The 21,367-nt window shown below is 68.1% G+C and carries 25 protein-coding genes and 1 pseudogene; 14 read left to right on the top strand and 12 right to left on the bottom strand.

Annotation, left to right across the window (positions count from 1 at the left end; all coding sequences use genetic code 11):
• Positions 1-12 precede the first annotated feature (12 nt).
• Positions 13-981 (top strand): ABC transporter substrate-binding protein, encoded by a 969-nt coding sequence (locus tag EBO15_RS30860; protein ID WP_122197995.1) that lies wholly within the window; start codon positions 13-15, stop codon positions 979-981.
• Entirely contained in the window at positions 978-1,883 is a 906-nt protein-coding gene (locus tag EBO15_RS30855) for a carbohydrate kinase family protein (RefSeq protein WP_199744910.1), read from the top strand. The genes EBO15_RS30860 and EBO15_RS30855 overlap by 4 nt, the downstream gene beginning before the upstream one ends.
• Before the next feature lie 39 nt (positions 1,884-1,922).
• Here the strand turns inward: EBO15_RS30855 and EBO15_RS30850 are convergent, their stop codons facing one another.
• The 7 genes from EBO15_RS30850 to EBO15_RS30825 all read right to left on the bottom strand — a co-directional run bounded on the left by EBO15_RS30850 (position 1,923) and on the right by EBO15_RS30825 (position 8,894).
• Positions 1,923-2,990 carry an acyl-CoA dehydrogenase family protein gene (locus EBO15_RS30850; RefSeq protein ID WP_122197994.1) on the bottom strand — a complete coding sequence of 356 codons (1,068 nt, stop codon included), beginning with the start codon at positions 2,988-2,990 and terminating at the stop codon, positions 1,923-1,925.
• Positions 2,987-4,180, bottom strand: a complete 1,194-nt coding sequence (locus EBO15_RS30845) for an acyl-CoA dehydrogenase family protein (RefSeq protein WP_122197993.1) — start codon at positions 4,178-4,180, stop codon at positions 2,987-2,989. The genes EBO15_RS30850 and EBO15_RS30845 overlap by 4 nt, the downstream gene beginning before the upstream one ends.
• 213 nt (positions 4,181-4,393) lie before the next feature.
• Positions 4,394-6,472 (bottom strand): HelD family protein, encoded by a 2,079-nt coding sequence (locus EBO15_RS30840; protein ID WP_122197992.1) that lies wholly within the window; start codon positions 6,470-6,472, stop codon positions 4,394-4,396.
• Between the two features lie 89 nt (positions 6,473-6,561).
• Complete coding sequence (locus EBO15_RS30835) at positions 6,562-7,065, bottom strand: SAM-dependent methyltransferase (RefSeq protein ID WP_122197991.1); 504 nt, start codon at positions 7,063-7,065, stop codon at positions 6,562-6,564.
• Positions 7,066-7,137: 72 nt separating this feature from the next.
• Positions 7,138-7,440, bottom strand: coding sequence for a hypothetical protein (locus tag EBO15_RS43785; protein ID WP_147481733.1), 303 nt, complete (start codon positions 7,438-7,440; stop codon positions 7,138-7,140).
• On the bottom strand, positions 7,437-8,276 hold the full coding sequence (locus EBO15_RS30830) for an endonuclease/exonuclease/phosphatase family protein (RefSeq protein ID WP_158628400.1): 840 nt from the start codon (positions 8,274-8,276) through the stop codon (positions 7,437-7,439). Before EBO15_RS30830 ends, EBO15_RS43785 begins: the two co-directional genes overlap by 4 nt.
• 171 nt (positions 8,277-8,447) lie before the next feature.
• Positions 8,448-8,894 carry a hypothetical protein gene (locus EBO15_RS30825; RefSeq protein WP_147481731.1) on the bottom strand — a complete coding sequence of 149 codons (447 nt, stop codon included), beginning with the start codon at positions 8,892-8,894 and terminating at the stop codon, positions 8,448-8,450.
• A gap of 507 nt (positions 8,895-9,401) precedes the next feature.
• Here EBO15_RS30825 and EBO15_RS47370 point away from each other — a divergent pair.
• The 3 genes and pseudogenes from EBO15_RS47370 to EBO15_RS30815 form a co-directional block, all read left to right on the top strand.
• Positions 9,402-9,665, top strand: a pseudogene (locus EBO15_RS47370) (helix-turn-helix transcriptional regulator); the annotation flags it as partial.
• Positions 9,666-9,701: 36 nt separating this feature from the next.
• Positions 9,702-10,262: a DUF5753 domain-containing protein gene (locus EBO15_RS30820; RefSeq protein ID WP_233616542.1), complete on the top strand. Its 561-nt coding sequence runs from the start codon at positions 9,702-9,704 to the stop codon at positions 10,260-10,262.
• Entirely contained in the window at positions 10,263-10,454 is a 192-nt protein-coding gene (locus EBO15_RS30815; RefSeq protein ID WP_122197987.1) for a DUF397 domain-containing protein, read from the top strand. It begins immediately after the preceding gene.
• Between the two features lie 345 nt (positions 10,455-10,799).
• Here the strand turns inward: EBO15_RS30815 and EBO15_RS30810 are convergent, their stop codons facing one another.
• Positions 10,800-11,246 (bottom strand): hypothetical protein, encoded by a 447-nt coding sequence (locus tag EBO15_RS30810; RefSeq protein ID WP_147481730.1) that lies wholly within the window; start codon positions 11,244-11,246, stop codon positions 10,800-10,802.
• Positions 11,247-11,750: 504 nt separating this feature from the next.
• Between EBO15_RS30810 and EBO15_RS30805 the strand changes: the two genes are divergently transcribed.
• From EBO15_RS30805 to EBO15_RS30770, 8 genes are read left to right on the top strand one after another with little or no spacing between them, the layout of a single operon-like run.
• Positions 11,751-11,933 (top strand): hypothetical protein, encoded by a 183-nt coding sequence (locus EBO15_RS30805; RefSeq protein ID WP_122197985.1) that lies wholly within the window; start codon positions 11,751-11,753, stop codon positions 11,931-11,933.
• 14 nt (positions 11,934-11,947) lie between these two features.
• Positions 11,948-14,188, top strand: a complete 2,241-nt coding sequence (locus tag EBO15_RS30800) for a type IV secretory system conjugative DNA transfer family protein (protein WP_147481729.1) — start codon at positions 11,948-11,950, stop codon at positions 14,186-14,188.
• A complete protein-coding gene (locus tag EBO15_RS30795; RefSeq protein ID WP_122197983.1) occupies positions 14,181-15,251 on the top strand; it encodes a replication-relaxation family protein in 1,071 nt (356 codons plus the stop codon). Before EBO15_RS30800 ends, EBO15_RS30795 begins: the two co-directional genes overlap by 8 nt.
• Positions 15,248-15,613, top strand: coding sequence for a hypothetical protein (locus tag EBO15_RS30790; protein WP_122197982.1), 366 nt, complete (start codon positions 15,248-15,250; stop codon positions 15,611-15,613). Before EBO15_RS30795 ends, EBO15_RS30790 begins: the two co-directional genes overlap by 4 nt.
• 34 nt (positions 15,614-15,647) lie before the next feature.
• Positions 15,648-15,977: a hypothetical protein gene (locus EBO15_RS30785; RefSeq protein ID WP_122197981.1), complete on the top strand. Its 330-nt coding sequence runs from the start codon at positions 15,648-15,650 to the stop codon at positions 15,975-15,977.
• Positions 15,974-16,795: a hypothetical protein gene (locus tag EBO15_RS30780; RefSeq protein ID WP_122197980.1), complete on the top strand. Its 822-nt coding sequence runs from the start codon at positions 15,974-15,976 to the stop codon at positions 16,793-16,795. The genes EBO15_RS30785 and EBO15_RS30780 overlap by 4 nt, the downstream gene beginning before the upstream one ends.
• Positions 16,792-17,205, top strand: coding sequence for a DUF4282 domain-containing protein (locus EBO15_RS30775; RefSeq protein WP_122197979.1), 414 nt, complete (start codon positions 16,792-16,794; stop codon positions 17,203-17,205). Before EBO15_RS30780 ends, EBO15_RS30775 begins: the two co-directional genes overlap by 4 nt.
• On the top strand, positions 17,202-17,408 hold the full coding sequence (locus tag EBO15_RS30770) for a hypothetical protein (protein ID WP_122197978.1): 207 nt from the start codon (positions 17,202-17,204) through the stop codon (positions 17,406-17,408). Before EBO15_RS30775 ends, EBO15_RS30770 begins: the two co-directional genes overlap by 4 nt.
• A 64-nt stretch (positions 17,409-17,472) precedes the next feature.
• Here EBO15_RS30770 and EBO15_RS30765 read toward each other — a convergent pair whose 3' ends face one another.
• The 4 genes from EBO15_RS30765 to EBO15_RS30750 form a co-directional block, all read right to left on the bottom strand.
• On the bottom strand, positions 17,473-18,918 hold the full coding sequence (locus EBO15_RS30765) for a recombinase family protein (protein ID WP_122197977.1): 1,446 nt from the start codon (positions 18,916-18,918) through the stop codon (positions 17,473-17,475).
• Complete coding sequence (locus EBO15_RS30760; protein WP_122197976.1) at positions 18,849-19,292, bottom strand: SAM-dependent methyltransferase; 444 nt, start codon at positions 19,290-19,292, stop codon at positions 18,849-18,851. Before EBO15_RS30760 ends, EBO15_RS30765 begins: the two co-directional genes overlap by 70 nt.
• Positions 19,293-19,496: 204 nt before the next feature.
• A complete protein-coding gene (locus EBO15_RS30755; protein ID WP_122197975.1) occupies positions 19,497-19,691 on the bottom strand; it encodes a DUF397 domain-containing protein in 195 nt (64 codons plus the stop codon).
• Positions 19,688-20,503: a helix-turn-helix domain-containing protein gene (locus EBO15_RS30750; protein ID WP_122197974.1), complete on the bottom strand. Its 816-nt coding sequence runs from the start codon at positions 20,501-20,503 to the stop codon at positions 19,688-19,690. Before EBO15_RS30750 ends, EBO15_RS30755 begins: the two co-directional genes overlap by 4 nt.
• Before the next feature lie 105 nt (positions 20,504-20,608).
• Here EBO15_RS30750 and EBO15_RS30745 point away from each other — a divergent pair, with 105 nt between their 5' ends.
• Positions 20,609-20,995 (top strand): hypothetical protein, encoded by a 387-nt coding sequence (locus tag EBO15_RS30745; RefSeq protein WP_122197973.1) that lies wholly within the window; start codon positions 20,609-20,611, stop codon positions 20,993-20,995.
• Positions 20,996-21,367: the final 372 nt, after the last annotated feature.

Here is a 21,367-nt window from a genome sequence, read left to right as displayed (position 1 = left end):
GGAAGGCGAACCATGCGCAGGTTGATCGGCGTGCTGACGGCGGCGGCCCTGGTCGCGGCGGCGGCCACGGCGTGCTCGGACTCGGGATCCGGGTCCGGGGGAAAGATCAGGATCACGCTCGTCCAGGGCATGGCGGGCGAGGAGTTCTACGAGACGATGGCGTGCGGGGCGAAGCGGCAGGCCGCGGCGATGGGCGTGGACCTGAAGGTGCAGGGCCCGCAGAAGTTCGACCCGACCCTGCAGACCCCGATCGTCAACTCGGTCGTGGCGAGCAAGCCCGACGCGATGCTCATCGCGCCGACCGACACCAAGGCGCTCATCGCGCCGCTGAAGCAGGCGAAGTCGGCGGGCATCAAGACCGTCCTGGTGGACACGGTCGTGGACGACCCGTCCATCGGCGTGTCGCGGATCAGCACCGACAACGTGAAGGGCGGCGCGACCGCCGCGACGGCCCTGGCGAAGCAGATCGGCGACAAGGGCAAGGTGCTGGTGATCTCCACCGATCCGGGAGTGAGTACGGTGGATGCGCGGATCAAGGGATTCGAGCAGGAGATCAAGGCGAGTCATCCGAACGTGAAGTACATCGGCGTGCAGTACTCGCACAACGACGTGTCCGAGGCCAGCAAGATCGTCAACGCGGCGCTGGCGAAGGACCCCGACCTGGCCGGGGTGTTCGCCACCAATCTGAACTCCGCGACCGGGGCCGGGTCGGCGCTGCAGCAGGCGGGCAAGCTCGGGAAGGTGAAGATGGTGGGGTTCGACGCGGGCCCGGCGCAGGTGAAGCAGCTTCAGGACGGGGTGGTGCAGGCCCTCGTCGCGCAGCTGCCCGGCGACATCGGGGCCAAGGGCGTCCAGCAGGCCGTGGCGGCGGTGAAGAAGGAGACGGTCACGCCGTCCATCCCGACGGACGCCACGGTCGTCACCAAGGACAACCTGAGCCAGCCGGACATCCAGAAGATCCTGTACAAGGCGACCTGTTGAGCCGCGTCACCGTTCTGGGCGAGGCGCTCGTGGACCTGGCACCGGCCGGGGACGAGCGCCTCTTCCGGGCCGTCCCGGGCGGGAGCCCCGCGAACGTCGCGGTCGGGCTCGGGCGGCTCGGCGTCCCGTCGTCGCTGGTCACGGGCCTCGGCGCGGACGCCTTCGGGCGGCTGGTGGCCCGGCACGCGCGGGACGCGGGCGTCTCGGTCGTCGTCCAGCCGTCGCCGTTCACCGGCATGGCCGTCGTGACGCTGGACGACGCGGGCGTCCCGTCCTACGACTTCGCGCTGTCGTGGGAGCCCGCCGAGGAGCCGCTGCCGGACGGCACGGTCGCCCTCCACACCGGCTCGCTGGCCGCCGCCCTCGGCGACGGGCCCGCGCGGGTCGAGGCGGTGATGGCGGCGGCGCGTCCGGTCGCGACGGTGTCGTTCGACCCGAACATGCGGCCGGCGCTGATGGGCGACCGGCCGCGCGAGCTGGCCCGTGTGGCGCGGCAGGTGGCGCTGAGCGACGTGGTGAAGGCCAGCGAGGAGGACATCGCCTGGCTCCACCCGGGCGCGGACCCCCTGGAGGTCGCGCGGGAGTGGCGGGCGCTCGGTCCCGCGCTGGTCGTCGTGACGCACGGGGCGGGCGGCGCGACGCTGCTGGGCGAGGAGGAGGTACACCGTCCCGCTCCGCCGGTGGAGGTCGTCGACACCGTGGGCGCGGGCGACGCGTTCTCCGCGGCGTTCCTGGCGGGGCTGCGGGACGCGGACCTGCTCGGGCCGGACCGCCGGGACGCGCTGGCCCGCGTGCCCGCGGACGTCCTCGAGACGGCCGTCCGCGCGGCGTCGCTGACCTGCACGCGGCCCGGCGCGGATCCGCCGACCCGCGCCGAGCTGGACGCGTTCGCCGCCGTCTGACCCCTGGGCGCGGAACCCGGCCGAGGTCAGGCCGTGAGATCAGGCAGGTGGGAGGTCGACGAGGCGGGCCAGGGCGGCGCGGTGGCGGCCGGGTGTGCCGAGGGCGATCGCGTCGGCCTTCGCGCGCTTGAGGTAGAGGTGCGCGGGATGCTCCCAGGTGAAGCCGATACCGCCGTGCATCTGGACGCACTCCTCGGCGGCGCGGACGGCGACCTGCGAGCAGTGCGCCTGCGCGAGCGCGGCGGCGACCGGCAGGTCGGGGTCGCCGGTCGCGAGGCAGGCCGCCGCGTGGCGGGCGACGGCGCGGGCCTGCGTGACGGACGTCCAGAGGTCGGCGAGACGGTGCTTGAGCCCCTGGTACGAGCCGAGCGGACGGCCGAACTGGTAGCGCGTCTTGAGGTAGGCGACCGTGAGTTCCAGGCAGCGCTCGGCCAGCCCGAGCTGCTCGGACGCCAGCATCGCCGCGCCCGCCGTGAGCGCGTCGCGAACGGCCTCGTCGCCGGTCGCGACGACGCGTCCGGGGGTGTCCGCGAGGGTGAGGTCGCCGAGCCTCCGGGTCATGTCCAGCGAGGTCACCGGGGTGCGGGTGACCTCGGTGGCGTCCACGGCGTAGAGGGCGCCCGCCGCCGGGACGAGCAGGACGCCGGCGGTCAGGGCGTCCGCGACGTCGCGGATCTCGCCGGTCAGGCGGCCGCCGGACACGGCGACGTCCGGGAGCGGCGCGTCGGGCGCGGTGCCGAACGGGACGGCGAGCACGGCCGTCCGCTCCCCCGAGGCGACCTCGGGCAGGAGCTCGTCGCCCGCGGCCAGCAGCGCGGCCGTCGCCATCACGGCGCCGGTCAGGAAGGGGACGGGCGCGACCGCGCGGCCCAGCTCCTCCATGACGACGGCGGTCTCACGCCAGGTCGCCCCGGCGCCGCCCTTCTCCTCGGGCACGGGCAGGGCGAGGACGCCGAACCCGGTCAGCACCCCCCACAGGGACGCGTCGGACGGCTCGTCCTTCCCGGTGCCCGCGAGGACGTCCGGCCAGGCGCAGCGCTCGTCGAGCATGCCGCGCAGGCCGGAGCGCAGGTCGTCCTCGATCTCGCCGTACAGCAGGTCGGTCACTTCGGCAGGTCCTTCCACGGGACGTCCTTGTCCACCCGGATCTCGCCGGGCAGGCCCAGCACGCGCTCGGCGACGATGTTGCGCAGGATCTCCGACGTCCCGCCCTCGATGGAGTTCCCCTTGGCGCGCAGGTAGCGGTAGCCGGGCGAGCGGCGGGTGAAGTCCACCTCGGTGGGGCGGCGCATCGTCCAGTCGTCGTAGCGCAGGCCCTCGGAGCCGAGCAGTTCCAGCTCCAGGCCGGAGATCTCCTGGTTGAGGCGGGCGAAGGCGAGCTTGGCGGCCGATCCCTCGGGGCCGGGGCTCCCGGCCGCGAGCTGCTGGCGCAGGCGCTCGCCGGTGAGCCGTGCGGCCTCGTTCTCCACCCACAGCCGCATCAGCTCGTCGTGCCCGGCCGCGGTGCGCACCTCGGGACGGTCGCGCCACAGGGCGGTGACGACGCCCATCATCCCGCCCTCGCGGATCGCGGCGCTCCCGCCGATCGCGACCCGCTCGTTCATCAGCGTGGTCATCGCGACCCGCCAGCCGTCGCCGACCTCGCCGAGACGGTGCTCGTCCGGGACGGCCACGTCGGTCAGGAACACCTCGTTGAACTCGGCCTCGCCGGTGATCTGGCGCAGCGGCCGGACCTCGACGCCCGGCGCGCTCATGTCGCAGACGAAGTACGTCATGCCGCGGTGCTTCGGGACGTCCGGGTCGGTGCGGGTGACCAGGATCGCCCAGCGCGCCTCGTGCGCCATGGACGTCCAGACCTTCTGGCCGTTCACCGTCCAGGAGTCGCCGTCGCGGACGGCGCGGGTGGCGAGCGCGGCGAGGTCCGAGCCCGCGCCGGGCTCGGAGAACAGCTGGCACCAGATCTCCTCGCCCGTCCACAGCGGGCGCAGGAACCGGCGCTTCTGCTCCTCGGTGCCGAACGCCAGGATCGTCGGCGCGGCCATCCCGAGGCCGATGGCGTTGGCCTCGGGACGGTGGGACGGGGCGCCCGCCCGCGCGAACGCCTCGTCCACGGCCCGCTGGAGGGCGACCGGGGTGCCGAGCCCGCCGAGTCCCTCCGGGAAGTGGACCCAGGCGAGCCCGGCGTCGAACCTCGCGCGCAGGAACGCGAGCGGTTCGAGGGCGGCCGGGTCGTGCGCGGCGAGGAACGCGGCGACGCGCCGCTCCAGTTCCTCCGCGCCGGGCGGTGCTGTGCTCACGGACGAACCTCCGCAGGGGACATACCAACCGGTCGGTACGCGTCACCCTAGGGAGCGGCCCGCACGCCCGTCAACGAACCCACGCGCCCGCCGGCGAACCCGCGCCCGTCGGCGAACCCACACGCCCGTCACGAACCCGCGCTCGTCGGCGAACTCCGCCGCCGGTGAGCCCGCGCCGTCAGCGAACCCGCGCCGTCAACGGGGCGGCGCGCGTCAGGCGTGCGGCGCCGCGGGCAGCTGGTCGGGGAGCGGCTCCGCGTGCAGGACGGTCAGGGAGGTCACCGCGCGGGTCAGCACCACGTAGAGCCGGGCGAGGCCGCGCTCCTCGGCGGCGGCGATCGCGGCGGGCTCGGCCACCACGACGTGGTCGAACTCCAGGCCCTTGGCGAGCGTGGCCGGGACAACCTGGAGCCGCTCGTCCTCGCCCGTGGACTCCGTGTCGAGGACGCCGTGCTCGACCCCGGCGGCGGCGAGGGCGACGGAGTACGCGAGGACGGCGGCGTCCGGGACGATCAGCCCGACCGTGCCCTCCAGCTCCAGCAGACCGCGGGCGGTGTCGGCCGCGTCCTCCTCCAGGGCGTCGGTGCGCCGGACGGTCAGCGCGCCCGTCCCCGGACGCAGCGAGCGCGGCGCGGCCAGGCCGGACGCGATGTGCGGGAGCAGCCCGGCCGCGAAGTCCAGGACGCTGCCGGGGACGCGGAACCCGACGGCGAGCTCGGTGACCTCGCCCTCCTGGCCCAGGTGGCCGAGCACCTCGTCCCAGGACCGCGCGGACCAGGGCGTCGTGCCCTGCGCGATGTCGCCGAGGACGGTCGCGGACCCGGCGGCGCAGCGGCGGCCGAGGGAGCGCAGCTGCATGGCGGACAGGTCCTGTGCCTCGTCCACGACCAGGTGGCCGAGGGAGCGGGTGCGCTCGATGAGGTCGGCGAGCTCGTCCAGGAGGGCGCGGTCGGCGGCGGTCCACTTCGCGGAGCGGTGCGAGCGCGGCGGCTTGGGCCACAGGATCGCGGCCTGCTCCTCGTCGGTGAGGACGCCGCGCGCGGCGGCGTGGAGCGTGTCGGCGTCCGCGAGCAGGCCGTGCAGGACGATCTCGGGCGTGACCTTGGGCCAGACGGCCTCGAGCAGCGCCTTCATCGGACGCGACCGGACGACCTGGTCCTGGACGCGGTCGTCCGGCGCCCCGCCGCGCCGCTCCATCTGGACGAGGATCCGGTGCGCGAGCCGCTGCGCGAACATGTCGCGCCCGGCGGCGTAGCGGGTCGTGCCGCGCAGCCCGGCGGCGATCTCGCGCACCTCGTGGTCGGCGACCCGGTACTTGGCGACGCCGCTCGTGTAGACCAGGCCCTCCTCGGGCTTGCGGATGTGCCGCCACAGGGCCTTGCGGAGCACCTCGGCCATCCGGGCGTCGCCCTTGACGGCGGACGCCCCGGCGGGCTCGGCGCCGGTGGGCGCGCCGAGCAGGTCGTCCACGGTGGCCTGGTCGACCCGGACCTCGCCGAGCGCGGGCAGGACGGACGAGATGTAGGCGAGGAACGCGCGGTTCGGCCCGACGATCAGCACCCCGGACCGGGCGAGCCGCTCGCGGTGGGTGAACAGCAGGTAGGCGGCGCGGTGCAGGCCGACGGCGGTCTTCCCGGTGCCGGGCGCGCCCTGCACGCACACCGTCCGGCCGAGGTCAGCGCGGACGATCACGTCCTGCTCGGGCTGGATGGTCGCGACGATGTCGCGCATCGGGCCGGTGCGCGGACGCTCGATCTCCGCGGTGAGCAGCGCGGACGTGTGGACGGGCGCGTCGAGCGGCTCGTCCTCGAACGCGGTCAGCTCGCCGCCGTGGAACCCGAACCGGCGGCGCAGCCGCCAGCCCATCGTGTCGGCCGGGCCCGCCTGGTAGAAGGCGCGGCAGACCGGGGCGCGCCAGTCCAGGACGAGGGGCCGCCGGTCGCCGCCGTCGTCGTGGACGTGCCGCCGCCCAACGTAGATCATCGGGAGCCCGGCCCCCTCGTCGGGGTCGCCGGACTCCCGGGACGCGCCCGGCTCGTCGTCCGGGCTCTCGCGGGCCTGCTCGGCGTCCCGGTCCAGGCGGCCGAAGAACAGGGGCGTGTCGGGGTGGTCGGCGAGCGCGGCGACCCGCTGGTCCAGCAGCGCTTCCAGGTACTTGCGCGAGACCCAGTCGGCGGCCATGTCGGCCGACAGGCTCGCTGCGTGCTCGCGCATCCTGCGCAGGGCTTCGCGCGCCGCCGCGAGGTGGGCGCGCTCGGCGGTCAGGACGTCGGGCATGATCTCTGCGGGCATGCGAACAGACCTCCGGTCGGAGAGTGGTCGATGGCGAAACCATCGACCCTACCCGCCCGGAGGGCCGGTGGATCTCAGCTCCCGAGCCGCTAGGACTTCCGCGCCACGCCGGACAGGAGCCAGTCCGTGCGGTACTCGGCCGCCTCCTCGTCCGGACGCCAGTCGCAGGCGTGGACGACGCCCGGATCGGCGAGCTCGAAGTCGCCGAAGAACCCCGCGACGCGGTCCTGGGAGCGGAACGTGAGCGGCGAGCTCGCGCCGGAGTAGACGGCCTCGGCGGCGGCGCGTCCGGCCGGGTCGGTGCCGGTGTCGGTGAGGTGGGTCAGCACCAGGTGACTGCCGGGCGCGAGGGCGTCGCGGTAGGTCGCGACCAGGCCCTCGGGGTCGTCCTCGTCCGGGACGAACTGGACCATCGCGACCAGGAGCAGCGCCACCGGCTGCGACAGGTCGACCAGTTCGCGCAGCTCGGGATGCCCGAGGATGCTCTCGGGGTGCCGCAGGTCGGCCCGGATGACCGTGGTGCCGCTGTTCTCGGCGAGCAGCGCCCGGCCGTGCGCGAGGACGATCGGATCGAAGCAAGTCAGGTTGTGCACACGCCGGGCTGTAGCGCGAGGAAGCCCCTGGAACCAAGCTCGGTTCCAGGGGCTTCCTCGCGGGACGGCGGACTACGTCGGCGGTGAGCCGGGTCCCTCGTGCGGGTTGACCTGGTGCAACGCGCCCTTGATCTGCATAAGTGCGTCGGCAGGATTGTCGGCCTCGCAGAGCCACGCGGCGCTTCCCCGGCAGAACCACCACCGGTCCCCGTCATCAGGCCGGGGGCGCGCGTGGATCTCCCATGCGCGCGTCTCCGGTCCGCTCGATACCCGGAAGCGGGTGCCGGACAGCTCCGACACGGTCAGCCCATGGCCGCGCGCCATTCCCGCCAATGCGGCTGTGTGCGCTGCGCCGCGTTCGTCGTTGCCGGTCATCCGGAGATCCGGATATGCGCGGTGACGCCGTCGTGGTCGGACAACCGGCCGCCGTTGTCGAGCGCGCCGGACAGAACGGAGTAGTCGAGCACATCCACCCCCTTGCTGTTGGTGTAAATTCGGTCGGCGCGATGCGGGACGGCCCGGCCGTTACTGAAGTCGTGGCCGACCGTGGGGGTCAGATCACCAGCCAATTCACCGACGTCGGCGAATCCCGCCGTCTTGATGGTCTCGGCCGGTGTCGTGTCCAGCTTCCTCGCGATTTTGGGGAGGGCAAGGTTCAGTCCCCCGGGGAAGGGAAGTTCGGCGATAGCGCGAGCGTTGAAGTCGCCCGCCGCGATCACCTCGACCTTTCCCAGAAGATTGAACTGTTCCGCCTCGTCTCCCCGGATCCGGGGAGCGCTGGGCGCGAAATGCAGCCCGCACAGGTCGATCCGGTGCGTCTGTCCGGTCGCGCTCCGGAACGTCGTCTCAACCCTCAGAAGGGCGTGATACCAGGGCGTGAGTCCGCTCTCGTGGCGCTCCTGCACGACGTGGAAACTGTCGCTCTGCCGCACGAAGACGGCGAGATCGCATCCGAACCTGGGAGCGGGAACCAGGTACCCCCATCCCGGCATTCCCAGCTTCGCGGCCGTCTCGTAGAGTCGCCGTGAAGACAGCGCGCCCCAGCGGCATTCCTGCAAGAAGACGACGTCTTGCGGACCGGCGGCCGAGATGCGGTCGATGATGCCATTCAGTCGAGAATCTCCACCAATATCCATTGGCCTATCCAGTCCTCCATTCTGCAAATTCCACGTCGTGACCCTGAGCGTTCCGTTCGGCTTGGCACTGTTCACTTCCGGGCTCCTTCTCGATCGCTGGACACGTTGTACGGGCTTGTGGCGCGGGCCCGCCCACCAGGGGAGGGAGCGGGCCCGCGCGGTCCGTTCACGCGGATGACGAACGCGTGAACGGACCGGGAAAGCGCGCTCGCGGGTCATGCCAGCCAGCACGAGCGCGCCGGGTTGCTAGATGCCGTCTCCGGCTCTTGGGGGCGGCGCGGGGCGCTGCGCCGACCGCGCGGGACCGGGTTCTGGTTCGGGCGGAACGGGCCCGAGACGACTGGCCACGTTGCGCATCAGATCGATGAAGTCCATACGCGCGCTCATCCGGACGGATTTGATCGAATCCGAGAGGAATCCGTACGACTTCATCCGCAGCGACCAGTGTCGTTCGACGGAGGTCCACGCGACGTCGAGCGCATCCGTGATCGGCATGCTCTCCGAATCCGCGAGTTCCGTTTGGGCATCGGCACGGGCGAGAGCGCTGATGACCGATCCCATGTGAAGGTGCTTCGGTCGGTCGCTCACCCATGCCGTTTCCCACGACTCGGCGATCACCGATATCAACACGGATGGGGGTGCCGTTCTGGCAAGGGTGTCGGGGATCTCGTCGGGGTTGTGCTCGTGAAGCATCACGTCCCCCTTCGGTTGAGCACGTACCAGATCGTGTTCACGACGCGTGGAACGTCGTCTACGGGGCCGATTGCCCGGTTCTCATCGCGACCGGCATTCCACACGTATTGCCATTCACCGTCGACGAAATCGGCGCGCACCGTCACTGACGGGTAGCCGAGTAGGGAAACACGAAGGTGGCGGAACGTCCCGGGGCGGAGCGGGGACCATTGGACGCGCAATCCCGAGACCGTGCACGCGTCTGCGAGGTCGGAGAGTGCCTTGACGCGCTCCGTCCGCTCATTTCGATCGGTTCTCTGGCTGCTGGCGTCTGCTGATTGGGCGGACAAGGAGCGGAGAGTATGCCGCCCCTCGTGCCGCCGTCCGAGTCGCATAGATCCTCCCGAGAGGTGTCGCGATTGCCGGGTGTCGGCATGTCTCGTGCCCGTGGGTACGTTCGTCCTCCTTTCTTGATCGCTGGAATCGGGCCTCTTTGAGGTCTCCTCACTGTGGACTTGAGCGAGTAGCATGACCATGCAATGTCGTGCAGAAGTAGCTCCGAAAGGATCTCTCAGCATGCCGCCTCGACTCGCTGACCTGCCAGATCCCGGCGACGATCTTTGGTCGTCACTCGCAGCTCAGCTACGCCTACTAAGGAGACTCGCGAACTGGTCGCAGGAGCGGACCGCCGACGAATGTAATGTCGAGCGACAAACCGTAGGCGCATGGGAAAGTGGCCGAAATAGGGTTCCACGGGAGCACTGCCGAAAACTCGACAGGGCGTGGGGAACCGGAGGGGTACTCGAAGCGCAGCGCCACTACGCCGACATGTACGAAGGCGGATCCGTCATCGGCGACTACATCAAGGATGAGAGGACTTCCCGGGTCATCCGCCTCACGACGAACAACGTCATCCCGGCTCTCTTCCAGACTGCCGACTATGCGCGTGCGCTTTTTACGGCGCGGGGCATAAATGAGGTCGACGAAGCGGTTCGGAAATGGATGGAGCGTCAGGCCATCTTCAGAGGCCCGAACCCGCCGAACATCACCGCCATCATCGACCAAGCCGCATTCTTCCATCCGCCAGCGCGCGTAACGATGCCGGAGCAAGTTGAGAAGCTCATCGATCTAGCTCAACTCCCATGCGTGAGGATTCGCATCATCGAGAAGGAAGCGAACTGGCATATCGGGCTCGATGGCGACCTCACCATCTTCACGGCGAACGGGGCGCAGCGCACATACATCGGGGGACAGCTCGGAACCCTACCGGTCACGAGCGCCAAATCCGGCGACCTCCTTGAGGTTATTTGGGAGGAGATCAGTGAAGTAGCCCTGTCATCAAGTAAAAGCCTGCAACTCCTTAAAATGATCGCGAAGGAAGTGGTTTGAATGATGCACTGGCGCAAGTCCACATACAGTGGCGGCAACAACGCAAACTGTGTCGAGATGAGGCGTCTCGCTGCGGATGCTATTGGCGTTCGTGACAGCAAGAACCCCGACGCTGGTCATATCACCGTGAGCGCTGAAGTTCTGCGGACGGCGCTGGCGTCCTACCGGTCCCCGGAGGGGCGTAACGCCTGACCCTGGAATGCGAGAGCCCACCCGCCGTGAACGCCGGGTGGGCTCTTTCGTTTATGCGGCTACACGCGGCTCTGAGGGCGTCCGTGACGGCCGATGAGGGCCGCTAAGGCGATAGTCCCCAACCCGGTGAGCATCAGGTTGCAGCCTGCCCCTAGGGGCCCCGAGACGGCGTGTGCGTTGAGGTCGTCTCGGCTGATGTTGTGGAGCGTTCGACCGCCGAAACGGACTGTGTAGCTCCCCAGGAATGATGAGCCGAGGACGGTTCCGCTCGCGCCTTTGGCGACCGATCCCATTCCGAGTGACCGGCGGGCCGTCACTCTGTCACCGCGTCTGTAAGTCATTGCGTCAGGGTGTCATTCCGGGGTGACTCGTGGGCATGGCGTCGGGGTGGTCGTCCGGTTGTGGCCGTGAGATGAGGAGCGCGAGGATCTGGAATGCCAGATCTCGCAGGAGTGCGGGCTCGTGGTGCATCCGGAAACTGTTGGGGAGTACCCCGTAGATGCGTGCGGCTTCCCTCCTGCGCGTTTCCAGCTTCCGGAGGACGCTGGACGTGCCGTCCACTGCGAGCGTGATCCGTAGTGCTTCTGCGTCGGTGGCGCTTTCACGGTTGATTCCCTGGCGAATGACTTCCTCGGTGAGAAGCGCTCGCAGTGAATAGGACTCTTCTGAATGGTCGTCGGAGGGGGCGACTAGGTCGATGAGGGGGCGTCCGTGCTCGTAGAGAGCATTGGCGCGGACTCCGTAGCGAACGACCTCGTGCAGGTGGGAGTAGAGCCGATTGACGTCAATCATTTGCGGCTGGTGCACTTCCCCCGTTACCTCTCTACATGCCGGGAGCGGGTGTGATGGGTCGTTGTTCCGATCCCCTGCCCCAGAGGGGATCGCTGCCTTTGTATGACTGCGGAAGCCGCTTGCCGGTTCCGTCTCACTTGCCCGGCTGGACGGCGGGATTCCCCGAGACCCCGCCTGACCTGCGCGAACGCGGTTGGATTCTCTGCTGATCACCTCGAATGGTCGAACGGTTGATCGGATCTGCGTGACCCTACGTGGCTCTGCCCGCTTCTGTCACGAGGGTTTCATACCCCTGTCATGGCGTTTTGACCTGCGGTGATAGCAGATTTTCGGCAGTGCTGCGGCTGGCGGGCCGCAGGAAGTAAGCGGTTCACGTGCGAGACGAAAGCGGGGTTCCCGGCAGGGTTCGGGCGTGGATTCGGCGGGTTGGCTGATTGTTTCCCGGCGGAAATTCCGGCGACGCTTGGAGGGTCGCATTCGGCAGAACGAAGGGAAGGCTTTCGCATGGGGATGTATTACCGCCGGTCGATCTGGACGCGGATTCTCGCGATCCTGATCGCGATCCCGATCGTGGCGTATCTGGCGAACCTGACCTACCGGTGGCTCGTTCCGTTCCTGCCTTTGGTGGGCGGCGCGATCCTGGTGATCGTGTTCGTCGGGCTGTTCATCCGCCGCCGCCGGTACTGATTCGGGGGCCGTCGATGATGTGGGCTCCGGCAATCGAGATAACCACGGTGTGCCTCATCGTGTTCCTCGGGGAACTCGGTTATCAGATGTGGGCATCGCGAGCGTGGCGAAGCGACCTGTTGGCGTTCCGTCTGCGTCTCCCGTCCGATCTCGACATTGATGATGTGTCGCGCGCTCTTTCGGTGCTCTCGGGGTCGACAAGGCGGCGGCCGCTTGTGTTCGAGATCAACGCGTCACCGCGCGGGATCGGGCATTTCCTGCTTGTGCCTTCGACGCTTGGCCCCCGCGCGGTGACGATGCTCTCGGCGACCCTCCCGGGAATCCGGGTGGAGGAAGACGGCGAGTATCTGAAAGGCCGTCCGGCGGTGCGGCTAGCGCGGGAGCTGCGTTCCTCGCGCGCGTGGCGTCCGCTGGCTGCCGACCGTGGCACGGCTGCGATAGCGGGTGTCCTGTCCATCCTCTATCCGCTGGGGCCCGGAGAGGTCGTCCGCGTTCAGTGGACCATTCGCGCGACACGTCATATCCGCCTGAAAGGCGACGCGTCTCCCGCCATGGTCCGGGACTTCCGCGAGAAGCAGTCGTATCCGCTTCTGGACGCATGCGGGAGGGTCGCGGTATCGGCCCCTGAGAAGGCGCGTGCGGCCCTGCTGATGTCGGGTGTGCTCGCGGGTATGGGCGCGCTGTCCGCGCCCGGTACGGCGCTCGTGCGGCGTTTCCTGCCGTCGGCGTATGTGGCGGGCCGCGTGTATCCCCGGTCGCTCCCGCTGATCGGCGCGTGGCCGTGCCTGCTGAACGCTGCGGAAGCTGCGGCTCTCATCGGTTTCCCTACCAATGGGCTCAGCGTCCCGGGATTGGCGACGGGTAGCGCGCGGGCCCTTCCCGCTCCCGTCGAGATGCGGAACACGGGATTGGTGGTGGCCGAGAGCAACTATCCCGGAATGCGGGGGCGCGTGCTGACTCTCCAGCCGGACGACCGGCTGAGGCACACGACAATTCAGGCTCCGACCGGGGCGGGGAAATCTGAGCTTATGGCGAACATGATCCTCCAAGACATCGAAGCCGGATACGGCGTGGCAGTACTCGATCCGAAATCGGACCTGATCTCCGATGTCCTCGCGCGAATTCCCGAACACCGCGTAGACGACGTGATCCTGATGGACCCCTCCGCAGTGCACTCCCCTGTCGGGTTCAACCTCCTACAGGGGGGCCGCGATGAACTGTCGCGGGAACTCGTGGTCGATCGCGTCGTGCACATCTTCGCGCAGTTGTGGCGGTCTTCGTGGGGGCCCCGGACGGCCGACGTCGTCAGGAACGCTCTCCTGACGCTCGTGGCCGCCAAAGCGCCCGACGGATCGGCGTACACGCTCGTGGAGATTCCGGAACTGCTCACCAATGACGAATTCCGGCGCACCGTTCTCAGGAACGCTCGGATCGGCTCCGCTGTGCGGCAGTTCTGGGCCACCTACGACACCATGAGCGAAGCGGAACGGATTCAGGTCACCGGCCCCACCATGAACAAACTCCGCGCGTTCACCGTGCGGACTCCGCTACGGCTCATGCTGGGCCAATCAGAAGGCGTCGACCTCGGGTCGATATTCCGCAAAGGGAAAGTGCTTCTTGTTCCCTTGTCGAAGGGAGTCATCGGCCCAGAAGCAGCCATGCTCCTCGGGTCGCTGATCGTGGCGTCGCTGTGGCAGGAATGCCTGAACCGGACCACGATCCCCAAGCACTTGCGTAGGCCCGTGTGGGGCTATCTGGACGAGTTCCCCGACATTCTGAAGTTCGCGGCCGGGCGAGAACTCGCCGACATTCTGGCGCAGGCTCGCGGGCTCGGATGGGGACTCACTCTCGCCTACCAGTACCTTGATCAACTCACGCCCGAGATTGAGTCTGCGATCCTCGGTACGGTCCGCACTCAGATCTGCTTCCAAATGGAGTACGGCGACGCGAACCAAATGGCTCGGAGATTCGCCCCAATGGACCGGAGTGACCTTGCCGGCCTCGGGGCCTACGAAATAGCTATGCGCCCTTGCATTGGCGGGCGGACCGTTTCTCCGGTGACCGGGAAAACGTTCGAGTTGCCCGAGTCACATTACGACCCGGCACTGGTCGCGGCGCACGTCCTCAAACGTCACGGAATAGACCGTAGCGCCATCGAAGAGAGCATCACCGAACGCCTGACAGGCAACGCGCGAGAGATCGGGCCACCCCACCCCTACGGACAGGGCAGGAAAGGCGGTGAGGTCGATGGTTGAGGCCATCGGAAACGGGACCGGGATTCGTCTCGGCGTTCGCCCCGGCATTCGCTTCGACTTTCGTCTCGGCTTTCGTGTCGCTGAACTCTGGGCACGGGCGTTTGCCCAGGTCAGCGACCCTCAGGAGCCCAACGATCAGCCGACTCTCCCTACTGTCTCCCGGCCCCTCCCCCATTCCTCCTCTTCCCCTTCCCCCCAACCCCCCAACTCCCCCCATTCCGCTCGCCCCCCTCTCCCCCCTTCTCAATTGATTCGGAGAGCAAATTGGCTTGATGCCCGTTTCACCCCCCGAGACTGGGCCATCATCGAAACCCTTTACCGCATGAATTGCGCGACAGGGCGACAAATCCAGCGACTCCATTTCGCGGAACTCGCGAGCGCGCAGCGATCTGCACAATACGTTCTCCGCCGCCTCATTCAATGGCGGGCCGTCGTGGCGGACGGTGGAGCCGTGGGCGGAATCCTCAGGGGTTCCGCGCAGCGCATTATCTCGCTCGACCCGGCCGCATACCGACTCATGCGCATGCGCGAAGGGCTCCCGGTCTCCGAGATAAGGTCCGGAGAATCACCCACCGCCAATTGGCTGAATTGGCATGGCATTCTCGTCACGGAACTCTACGTGCAATGCCGGGAAGCCGAGACGGCCGGGACGCTCGGTCTCATCGACTTCACGACCGAACCCCGATGCTGGTGGCCGAACGGCACCGGAGGATTCATCCGCCCCGACGCCTATGTGAAAGTCGATGTCCCTCGAACCGACCTCTTCCACGATTGGTGGATAGAGGTCGACACGGGCACCGAGAGCATTCCCCGGGTCCGGGAGAAGTTCACCCGGTACCTGGACTACGCGCAACGCGGCGCGACCGGACCGAACGGCCACATGCCGCGCGTCCTCCTCGCGACACTCGACCATTCCCGCGTACCCGTCCTCAGGCGCGCCGTGACGCGCATGGGCCCCACCGCTCAGCATCTCATTCAGGTGATGCCGTTCCGCGACTCTGCGGCCCTTCTAGCCGCGTTCGCGGGCACCCCGGCCACCCCCGCCCCGGAGGAGAGGCAATGACCCGCGACAACCCGGCCGAACCCGGAATCAACCTGGTGTACCGCATCGCGGTCGCCGGAGGTCTCCGGAATCTCGCCTCGCTCATTGAACGGCGAATGGACTTGCCTGTTCCGATGCGGGTCGAGATCCATTACCCCGTCATCGGCGACACCGATGACGCGGAACGCGCGGAGATCGACCGAATCGCCGCGATCCTCGGCGAGACGCCCGAATACCAGTACAACGGGCACCACTACACCGTGACCCACGAAATGGGGCCCGTCGCCTACGTCGCGACCGCGATCACACGCGAATACATGGCACGGCACAACGCCGAGACGGCGGCGGCCCGCCGCTACCGGCGCGAAACCTGGGGAGAGTGAAGAATTGAAAACGGCACGGACTCTCGCCGAGTACGTGAACGCCCCGTTCGACCGGATCACCTCCCCGCATTTCGCGCGTGAACTCCACGCCGTGACACAGGGATTCACGGCCCTTGTCGCCGGGTTCGCCGTCACTGCGTGGATCGTGGCCGAACCCCACATCGGCCCCTTCCTCTGCATTCTGGGAATCGTCGCCGTCGTCCCCGCATGGGTGATCGCGACCCTCACATTCCGCATGGCCCTGGAAATCGGCCTGGTGATCCTGTCCATTCACCACGAGATCACCCACCCCGCCACCCGCGAACACACCCGCAACCTCTTCCCCGAAATCGGCTCGACCGGCAGCAGGGAAATCGAGAAATGAACCGCATCCGCATCGCCGCTCACGGGCGAATCGCCTACTGGGGAACGCGCATCCTCCCCGCGCTGATCCTCGCTCCTCTCCTCATCGGAGCATCCCTATGGGGACTGACCTCCACCGGTGACCACGGGGCCCGGGGCCGGTTCTCACCCGCCCCCGAGACGGCCGCTCACCCCCGCCCGTCCCCGTGCGATCTGAACGGCTGCGGCATCACCGCACCCACCATCACCCCCGCCTACGCCCGTACCCATCTCCTCACCTTCGCCGAAATGCGCGAAACCGCCGACATACGGTACGAACTCAAAGCGTCCGACACCAACCCGCGCCCCCCGAAGAACAACGATGTGCTTCCCTCCTGCGACTGGTCGCGGAAGCCGCTCGCGAGCAACGCCAAACCCGGGCACGTCACCTACAACCGCGTGTTTCAATCGTGGTGGTGGCAGTACCCGGAATGGGCCGACACCCCCAAGAACAAGCCACCGCGATACCGGGCCGTGGAAACCGTCATCACCTACACCGACCCCGTGCAACAGGAAACCGACTGGGCCGGATTCGCCGCGATCACATGCAAACGGCCCGCGCACACCACCACGACCGTCCGCGACGGATGGCGAATGTACCGGCGGTCGCAGAGCATTCACTGCCTGAACATTCACTGGCGTACCGGATATTGCGCGCTCATCGACGACTACTTCATGCGGGGAAACGTCATTCTCGCCCTCGAATGGGATGAGGCACCCGACCGCCATCACCACGCCCAACAAACAGCCGACCGCCTAGCGACCCGCATCCTCGGCAAGTTCAACCAGGAAATGCCATGACCCCCAGGGCCCCCACCCCGCCGTACCGGCGGCGCGGCAAATCAACGGCGCGCCTGCTGATGTCGGCCGACTTCAGCCACTACGTCACCACCCGCATACTCCGCGCCGGATACTGCGTCGTGGTCGCCATGACCGGCGGCGCGGTCCTCGCGGGATTCTGGATCGCTCACGGCCTGCAAACGATCCGGTGGATCGGATGGGGAATCCCCGCACTCATCTACACCTTCGCGCCATTGCTCGGAATCCTGTGGCTGGCATTGGCGCGAGTCTGGTTCGAATACCTCGGCGTGATCTTCGGCATCGCGGCCCGCGTGCACGACCTAGACGCGAAGGTCGGCTATCTCGCCGACCGAGCGCATGCGGCTGAACGCTCCGCACGCGCCCCGGGCACGTCAAGGCCGACGCCATGACCACCCCCGAGGAGAACGCCCCCCAGAGCGGCCCTCAGCGCCTTCCAGAGGATGACGGGCCCGAGTACGTGTACATCACCGCCGACCAATTCCGGCTCCCCGCCGTCATCGCACACATCAACGCGGGCCGGATCGTGATCGTCGGACCCGCCACCGCTCCCGCAGACCCCAACCCACCCGACATCGATCCCGGGCCCGCATAGAACGCGAAAGAGGCCACCCGGTACTTCCCCGTACCGGGTGGCCTCTCCGTTCGCCAGGCGCTTCTCAGGGCGTCTCAGGCGTCCTCAGACGGAAACAGAGCCCGTTGCCCAGATCCACGATCCCGCCCATCTCCTCATGCCCATCCGCGCCCGAATGGCCGATCGTGACACGGGGCCCGCCCCCATCCGCCGTGAGACTCAACCCGCACGAATCGCGCACCGCGATGACCACACCCCGCCGCACCGCATCATCCCCTTCCCCCCACATCTGCGCCACCGTCTGACCCGTGGGCGCGTAATCAAAGGAATCCGGCACAACCGCGAACGCAGAAATGCGCGCCTTGACCGCCTTCCGCTCCGCGACCAACGCGTCCAACTCGTCGTCATCCTCGGTCGCCGAGAGTCGCGCCTGAATCCTCCGCAACTCCGCGTTCAACGCGTCCTTCTCATGGGCGTTCCCCGACACCCGCTGAAACGCCAGCACATCCGTTGCGTCGTTCCCGAACATCCTGTCGACCAACTCCACCACGGGAAGCGCGTCGACATTCCCGAACCTCCCACACGAAAGCCGCTTCTTCCCGATCCCCCCGCAGCGGAGCTTCGGCGTCCGCGCATTCCCCGCCGGAGTGGTGCCACCGTGAATGTAGAGCCGCCCCCCACAACCGGGACACCCGAGAACCCCCGAGAGCCAGTTAGAAGGCTGCGCCACCGGACGCCCACCCCTGTTCACCCGAGAGCCCGCCCGGTTCGCCTCAAGAACTCTGTGAGCCCGCCACCACAACGCCGAATCAACGACTGGCGTCACCTTATGCGTCCACGTCTCCGTAGCGCCCCGATAGGTGTAAGAGCACTCCGCCACACCCGTGTGATTCGCCGCGAACTGCAACAGGTTCCGGATGCTGTTCGGATAGAGGTCGTATATCCGCGCCACCGACGACAACGACTCGCCACCGGCCACCCGCTCATAAATGTCGACTACTGCTCGCGGGTTCGCACAGTACGCCTGCTTGAAGTAACGCCTACCCCTGCAAGACCAGAACGCGGGAAGGTGCCCATGGTGCGCGCCGTTATCGCGAATCATCGTGACGCCCCGGTATGTCGTGGACTTCACCACCTGCGACTTCTCCGCGTTCGCGTGCTGCGCAACCAGCGTGACCACCCGCCCCGCGAAGTCCGATTTCCCGAACGTCGGCTCAGTCACCGATACCACGTCACCACCCGCAGACCGGATAGCCAGCAGAATCTCCGCCTGAGCGTCCAGATCCTCGCGCCTATCCAACCGCGACGAATCCGTCACGATCAACGTCGCGTACATCCCACGCTCGATATCGCCAATCGCCTCACGAAGCGCAGGTTCCTGCATGCCAGCCGACGCGCTGTACCCCTTAAGCCTGAAGATCTTCACGAGAGCGATCCCGTGATCACGCGCGAACGCCTCAATCACCCTGACCTGGGAAGACTCGTCCTGGCTCCCAGTGCTGACCCGAACGAACGCGGCGGCGGTACCCATGCGGCGTGCTCCTCTCGGACGGCTTGTCTGCCATGCACACTACGTGGGTGAATATGATCGTTGTCGACGTAGACGACCCGGGCGCCCGGGATCGCCCGCTGCGCGATCTCGTGCACGTTGCCCCGGGTGGGCAGGCCCGCGCCGATGTCCACGAACTGCCGGATCCCGAGCCCGGCGAGGTGGTCGATCGCGCGCCGCAGGAAGCGGCGGTTCTCCCAGACCAGCTCGTAGGTGTCGGGGACGACCGCCTTGATCCGGTCGGCGGCCGCGCGGTCCACGGCGAAGTTGTCCTTGCCGCCGAGGAAGTAGTCGTACATCCGGGCCACGCTGGGCGTCGTGGTGTCGATCTCCGCCGCCGGGTCGTGCAGAGCCATCCGTCCTCCGCTCCTCGGGACCGCCTCGGGCCAGGGCGCCCCCGCCCGGCCACGCGCCAAGATCGTAGACCGGCGGGGCGCCGATCCGGGGGGAATCGGAGTGATACGTCCCCCATCCAGGGGAGAAACGAGCCCTCTTCGGCGGACCACCGGGGAGGGCTCATTTCCGACGACCGGCCATCGGCCCGACAGAGATCCAGAGGATCAGGAGTCGCCGCGATCCTCTGAGACTAGATAGGAGGCCAGCGCTTCCCTGAGAACCCTGGGCGCAATGGCCAGATGGCCGCCTTCTGGATTCTTGCTGTCACGGACGCCGATGGTCCGCACGTCGATGCGGGCCGCTTCGACACAGTTCGGGTTGTCGCCGCCACTGTGGGTGGACTTGCGCCAGTCAGTCATCGGGTGAGTTCCTTCGCGATCATCTGGAGCAGTTGCAGGCTTCGGTCTGACGGCAGGGCTATTTCACTGATGTCCTCCCAATGGGCTTCGAGGCGGTCAGCCGAGTTCGCACCGGTAATCGCCTGGGCCCCGAGCTGGCCGGTGATATACGCGCGCCGCGTTCCGTTCACGCTGAATATCGTCAGATCCCCGTCGAGTCCGATGTGCCAAGGAGCACCCTCCTCAATGATCCGCAGCTTCACGTTGGAAAGTCCGGCGAGGTCGATCAGCTTTCCGACCTGTTCCGCCATGACCTCCGGCGCGGGTGGATGGAGGAACGCGGCCTGGTCGATGAAGGCGGTGATGTTCGGCGCACCCCGTCCGCTGATGATCGCCTGGCGTGCGAGCCACTTCCGGACTTCCTCGTCGATCTCCTGGATGCCGCGCGCCTTGAACAGGGCGCGCGCATAAGCGCCGGTCTGAAACAGACCGGGGATGACGTTGTTCGTCACCATCCGGATGATCCTGGCGGCCTTCTCGTCCTTGATGTAGTCACCAATGACGGGGCCGCCCTCATAGGTCTCGGCATAGTGACGCTGGGCTTCGAGCACGCCGCCCGTCCGCCAGGCTATGTCGAGCTTCCTACAATGCTCCCGTGCGATCCTGTTTCGTCCCTTTTCCCATGCACCTACGGTCTGGCGCTCAACGTTGCATTCGTCCGCAGTCTGTTCTTGGGACCAGGCGGCAAGGCCTCTGAGCAGGCGTAGCAATGCGGCCAGTGAAGCCCACAGATCTTCGCCGGGGTCTGGCAGGTCAGCGGGGGGACGCGGCATATCGCAAGATCCTTTCGGGCGCTACACCTGCAAGACATTGCGTGGCCGATGCTACTCGTCCGGGTCAGAGTGTGGGTGTCATGAACACAACCCGGAAGGCCCGCTATGAGGAACAGCAGGTTCGCCGATCCGGCCGTTCTCGTGCCGGTCATCATGGCCATGTGGGCGCGCCGGTGGTCCGACGCGTGGCCTGAGGGGGACGCGGCGTCCAGGGAGATCGTGGGCGCGGTCGTGACCACGATCGCGTCGGCGGACGCCATGGAGGCGCTGTCCGAGGACGACCAGCTGCCGGTGCTGCTGGCCCTCGACGCGGCGTGGCAGGCGACGCGGGAGGCGATGACGGCCCGCATGGCGGCCTTCGGGATCCCTCCGGCGCGCGCGGAGCTGCTCACGCGCCTCGCGCAGGCGGAGCACAACCTGAACGCGTCCGCGCTGGTCCGGCGCATCGCGCCCAGGGCCGATCCCGATACGGACGCGGACGCGCCCGTCTAGGAGGAGCGACCTCCGCGCGGGGCGGCGACTCCATCGCGTCCGTCCCGCGCGGTTCCCTGTCCGGCCCGATCCCCCGTGAGGGCTGGACGGCAGAGCACCCCCGGACCCTGGAGGGGCGTCCGGGGGTGCTCTGTGCGCCCGCGGAAAGCGGGCGACGTGTTCCGACCGGGAGGGTCGATCGAGGGCGGGCGGGCCGCTATCGTAGGCTCGTCGTGATCTGGATCACATGATGGAGATCACATGGCGATGCGGAGGAGCGGGCGGCGGGCGCCGCTCGCGCCGGCCCCCGGCGAGGGGCTGCGGGCGGCGGGCGTGACGGTCCGGTTCGGTGGGGTCACGGCCGTGGACGGCGCGGGGCTGACCGCTCCGCCC

The organism is Actinomadura harenae (assembly GCF_003696215.1).
In the GTDB taxonomy this organism is placed as follows: domain Bacteria; phylum Actinomycetota; class Actinomycetes; order Streptosporangiales; family Streptosporangiaceae; genus Spirillospora; species Spirillospora harenae.
Note: the sequence above shows the minus strand (reverse complement) of the source record. Positions and strands in the feature narration are given on the sequence as shown.

Excerpts from the sequence above, each read along its gene's own strand:
- EBO15_RS30860 (WP_122197995.1), top strand. The coding sequence starts at position 13 with ATGCGCAGGTTGATCGGCGTGCTGACGGCGGCGGCCCTGGTCGCGGCG.
- EBO15_RS30840 (WP_122197992.1), bottom strand. The coding sequence starts at position 6,472 with ATGCCCGCAGAGATCATGCCCGACGTCCTGACCGCCGAGCGCGCCCAC.
- EBO15_RS43785 (WP_147481733.1), bottom strand. The coding sequence starts at position 7,440 with ATGACCGGCAACGACGAACGCGGCGCAGCGCACACAGCCGCATTGGCG.
- EBO15_RS30825 (WP_147481731.1), bottom strand. The coding sequence starts at position 8,894 with ATGCTTCACGAGCACAACCCCGACGAGATCCCCGACACCCTTGCCAGA.
- EBO15_RS30820 (WP_233616542.1), top strand. The coding sequence starts at position 9,702 with ATGTACGAAGGCGGATCCGTCATCGGCGACTACATCAAGGATGAGAGG.
- EBO15_RS30815 (WP_122197987.1), top strand. The coding sequence starts at position 10,263 with ATGATGCACTGGCGCAAGTCCACATACAGTGGCGGCAACAACGCAAAC.
- EBO15_RS30810 (WP_147481730.1), bottom strand. The coding sequence starts at position 11,246 with ATGATTGACGTCAATCGGCTCTACTCCCACCTGCACGAGGTCGTTCGC.
- EBO15_RS30805 (WP_122197985.1), top strand. The coding sequence starts at position 11,751 with ATGGGGATGTATTACCGCCGGTCGATCTGGACGCGGATTCTCGCGATC.
- EBO15_RS30800 (WP_147481729.1), top strand. The coding sequence starts at position 11,948 with ATGATGTGGGCTCCGGCAATCGAGATAACCACGGTGTGCCTCATCGTG.
- EBO15_RS30795 (WP_122197983.1), top strand. The coding sequence starts at position 14,181 with ATGGTTGAGGCCATCGGAAACGGGACCGGGATTCGTCTCGGCGTTCGC.
- EBO15_RS30790 (WP_122197982.1), top strand. The coding sequence starts at position 15,248 with ATGACCCGCGACAACCCGGCCGAACCCGGAATCAACCTGGTGTACCGC.
- EBO15_RS30780 (WP_122197980.1), top strand. The coding sequence starts at position 15,974 with ATGAACCGCATCCGCATCGCCGCTCACGGGCGAATCGCCTACTGGGGA.
- EBO15_RS30775 (WP_122197979.1), top strand. The coding sequence starts at position 16,792 with ATGACCCCCAGGGCCCCCACCCCGCCGTACCGGCGGCGCGGCAAATCA.
- EBO15_RS30770 (WP_122197978.1), top strand. The coding sequence starts at position 17,202 with ATGACCACCCCCGAGGAGAACGCCCCCCAGAGCGGCCCTCAGCGCCTT.
- EBO15_RS30765 (WP_122197977.1), bottom strand. The coding sequence starts at position 18,918 with ATGGGTACCGCCGCCGCGTTCGTTCGGGTCAGCACTGGGAGCCAGGAC.
- EBO15_RS30760 (WP_122197976.1), bottom strand. The coding sequence starts at position 19,292 with ATGGCTCTGCACGACCCGGCGGCGGAGATCGACACCACGACGCCCAGC.
- EBO15_RS30755 (WP_122197975.1), bottom strand. The coding sequence starts at position 19,691 with ATGACTGACTGGCGCAAGTCCACCCACAGTGGCGGCGACAACCCGAAC.
- EBO15_RS30750 (WP_122197974.1), bottom strand. The coding sequence starts at position 20,503 with ATGCCGCGTCCCCCCGCTGACCTGCCAGACCCCGGCGAAGATCTGTGG.
- EBO15_RS30745 (WP_122197973.1), top strand. The coding sequence starts at position 20,609 with ATGAGGAACAGCAGGTTCGCCGATCCGGCCGTTCTCGTGCCGGTCATC.